1 protein-coding gene is annotated in these 3,306 nt (G+C 63.5%); it reads right to left on the bottom strand.

The window, feature by feature from the left end:
* A partial coding sequence (locus tag EIY71_RS28350; RefSeq protein ID WP_256661114.1) for an amino acid adenylation domain-containing protein occupies window positions 1-3,306 on the bottom strand: 3,306 nt, incomplete at both ends.

The following is a 3,306-nucleotide window of genomic DNA, read 5'->3' as shown; positions in this document are numbered from 1 at the left end:
CCGGCAAGGCCTTGCGGTCGAGTTTGCCGTTGGCGGTCAGCGGCAAGGTGTCGAGTCGCACGTAAGCCGCCGGGATCAGCGCTTGCGGCAACCGGGTTTGCAGATGATTGCGCAGAGCTTCGATATCGGTCGGCGCTCGCTCGGTGAACCACACCAGCAATTGCCCGTCGCGCACCAGCGCTACTGCGTCCTGTACCGCCGGATGGCTGGCCAGCGCCGCTTCGATTTCCCCCAGTTCAACCCGCACGCCGCGCAGTTTCACCTGATCGTCGTTGCGGCCCAGGTACTCGATGTTGCCGTCCGCCAGCCAGCGCGCGAGGTCGCCGGTGCGGTACATGCGCCCTTCGTTGAACGGATCATTCAGGAAGCGTTCAGCGGTCAGATCGGGACGGTTCAGATAACCCCGCGCCACCCCAGCGCCGGCGACGTACAACTCGCCCGTGACACCTACTGGCACCGGACGTTGCTGGTCATCGAACAGATAGATTCGGGCGTTGGCCATCGGCCGACCTATGTGCAGCGGCTGGCCGACCTCCACCGGGCCGGACGTGGCGACCACCGTGGCCTCGGTCGGGCCGTAGTTGTTGATCACCGCGAAAGTCTGTTCGCGATTGAACTGACGCAGCTTGTCACCACCGATCAGCAAGGTGCGCAGGGTCGGATGTTGCAGTTCGCGGCTGAACGCATATTCGGCCACTGGAGTTGGCAGGAAACTCACCTGCAACGGCTGCGCCCGCCACCAGTCGAGCAGTTCGTCCAGATGCTCGTTGCTCACCGATTCCGGCGGCAGGTGTAACGTCGCGCCGACGCACAACGCCGGCCAGACTTCCCAGGCCATGGCATCGAAACCGAACCCGGCCACGCTGGCGGTGTGGCTGCCGGCGTGCAAGTCAAAGGCTTCGGCGTGCCAGTGCACAAGGTTTTCCAAGGTCGCGTGTTCGACCATCACGCCTTTCGGCTGGCCGGTGGAGCCCGAGGTGTAGATCACGTAAGCAAGGTTGTCCGGCGTAAAATCGGCGACCTGCGGATCAGCAACCGACAGGTCTTGCCAGGTCTCATGGGCAAGATCAATCACAGGTACGCCAGCCTGATTCGGCAAAGCTACATCGCGAACCAGTAACACCCTCGGCGCACTGTCGGCCAGCATGTAAGCGATTCGCTCGGGTGGATAAGCCGGGTCGACCGGTACATAGGCGGCGCCGGCCTTGAGGATCGCCAGCAAACCGACCAGCATGTCCGGGCTGCGTTTGAGACAGATCGCCACTCGCGTATCGGTGGTAACACCCATCCCCTGCAGATGATGGGCCAGGCGATTGGCGCGCTGGTTCAATTGCCTGAACGTCAGGCGCTGCGTGCCGGCCTGAACCGCCACGGCCTCCGGCGTGCGCGCAACCTGCGCTTCGAACAGACGATGAACACCTTGCGCTGACGGGTAAACCGACGTGCTCGCGTTGAAGTCGCCAAGCAGCTGCGCGCGCGCCGCCGCTGACAGCACGTTGAGACGTTCAAAGGCCTGTCCGGGGTTGTCGGCCAACGCTGTCGCCAGCTCCGTGAGAGCGGTGTGCATCAGCTCGCAGACCCGCTGCGCCCCCACATGATCCGGGGTCAGTGCCGACAGATTGAAGCCATCACCCCGGTCGTTGATGCTCAGGGTCAACGGATAATTCGTGCGCCCGTCCTGGGCCAGGAATTCGATGCCTTGCCAGACCGGATCAACAGGCACTCGCGCAGCGTCGTGGCCGCCATGCCGATAGTTGAGTACCGCGCTGAACAACGGCAAAGGGGCGGCCACGGCGCTGCAACGCTGAGCCAGTGCCAGCGACGCATGCTCATGTCCCAGCAAAGCCGCCAACCGCTCATGAACCGTGCGAACCGCTTCACTCACACTCTGCCCGTCAACTTCCACGCGCAGCGGCAAGGTGTTGATGAACATCCCCAAAGCCCGATCCGCGCCCTCGCCGCCTTGCATGCGCCCCAGCAGCACGGTGCCGAACACCACGTCCCGGCGTCCGGAAGTCGCCGCCAGCACCCGCGCCCAGGCGAGATGAAACAGGCTCGCGACGCTGACCCCGTATTGCCGCGCCTGGCGGCGCAGGTGCCGATTCAATTCCACTGGCAGCGCCAGCGAATGCTCCTCGATGTTGCGGCCATCGCCCTGTACGTCCTGCAAGCCGAATGGCAGGGTCGGCTCGTCAATATCACCGAGCATCTCGCGAAAGAAGCTTTCGTGTTCGTCCTCGCTGATGCCTTGGCGGGCCTGATGGACGTAGTTGCGGTAGGGCGCGGCGGGCGGCAAAGACTCAACCTGCCCCGGCAGATACAACTGCATTTCCCGGCGAACCACCTCCAGCGCGGTGTGATCCAGCACGACGTGATGAAACAACAGCACGCCTGCCACACGGTCATGCAGCGGATCTTCGGCATACACCAGACGGATCAGCGGTGCCTGACCGAGGTCGAGGCGATAATCCCGGGCATCGAAGCGTGCGCGCAACTGATCGAGGATATTGCCATCCAGCGGACTCAAATCGACCGATTGCACCGCCAGCGCGGCCTCTCGCCATACCACTTGCTGCGGGCTCGGCAATCCTTCCCAAACCAGACTGGTGCGCAGGATGTCGTGGCGCGCAATCACCTTTTGCAAGGCGTTGGCAAAAGCGCGCAGGCGCTCGATGCTGGCAAAGGCCAGACATGACTGTAATAAGTAGGGATCGCCCTCGGCGGCGCTCAGGTGATGGTAAAGAATGCCTTCCTGCAACGGCGCCAGCGGATAAACGTCCTGCACATTGGCGGCGCCGCCCGGCACGCTGGCCACGATCCGGTCGATGCTGGCCTGATCCAGCTCGGTCAGGCTCAGCAACTCCGGAGTGATGCGGGTGCAGTCGGCAGGAATGCGATTGGCCGGCACTTCGATTTCGCGACCGCTCCCTACTGCCGCAGCCAATGCAGCCAGAGTCGGCTGGCTGAACAGCACGCGCACGTCGGTGTTGAGGCCGATCTGGCGCAAGCGTTCGATCAGGCTCACGGCCAGCAACGAGTGGCCGCCCAGTTCGAAGAAGTTGTCGTGGCGTCCGACCTGCTCCAGTTTCAACACCTCGGCCCAGATCTGCGCCAGCGCGGTTTCCACCGGGCCTTGCGGGGCTTCGTATTCGCGGCTGAGCCAGGCGCTTTGATCCGGTTCCGGCAAGGCCTTGCGGTCGAGTTTGCCGTTGGCGGTCAGCGGCAAGGTGTCGAGTCGCACGTAAGCCGCCGGGATCAGCGCTTGCGGCAACCGGGTTTGCAGATGATTGCGCAGAGCTTCGATAT

This window comes from Pseudomonas sp. CH235 (genome assembly GCF_004368175.1).
Taxonomy (GTDB): Bacteria; Pseudomonadota; Gammaproteobacteria; order Pseudomonadales; family Pseudomonadaceae; genus Aquipseudomonas; species Aquipseudomonas paraglycinae.
This window is presented reverse-complemented; position numbering and strand designations above follow the sequence as displayed.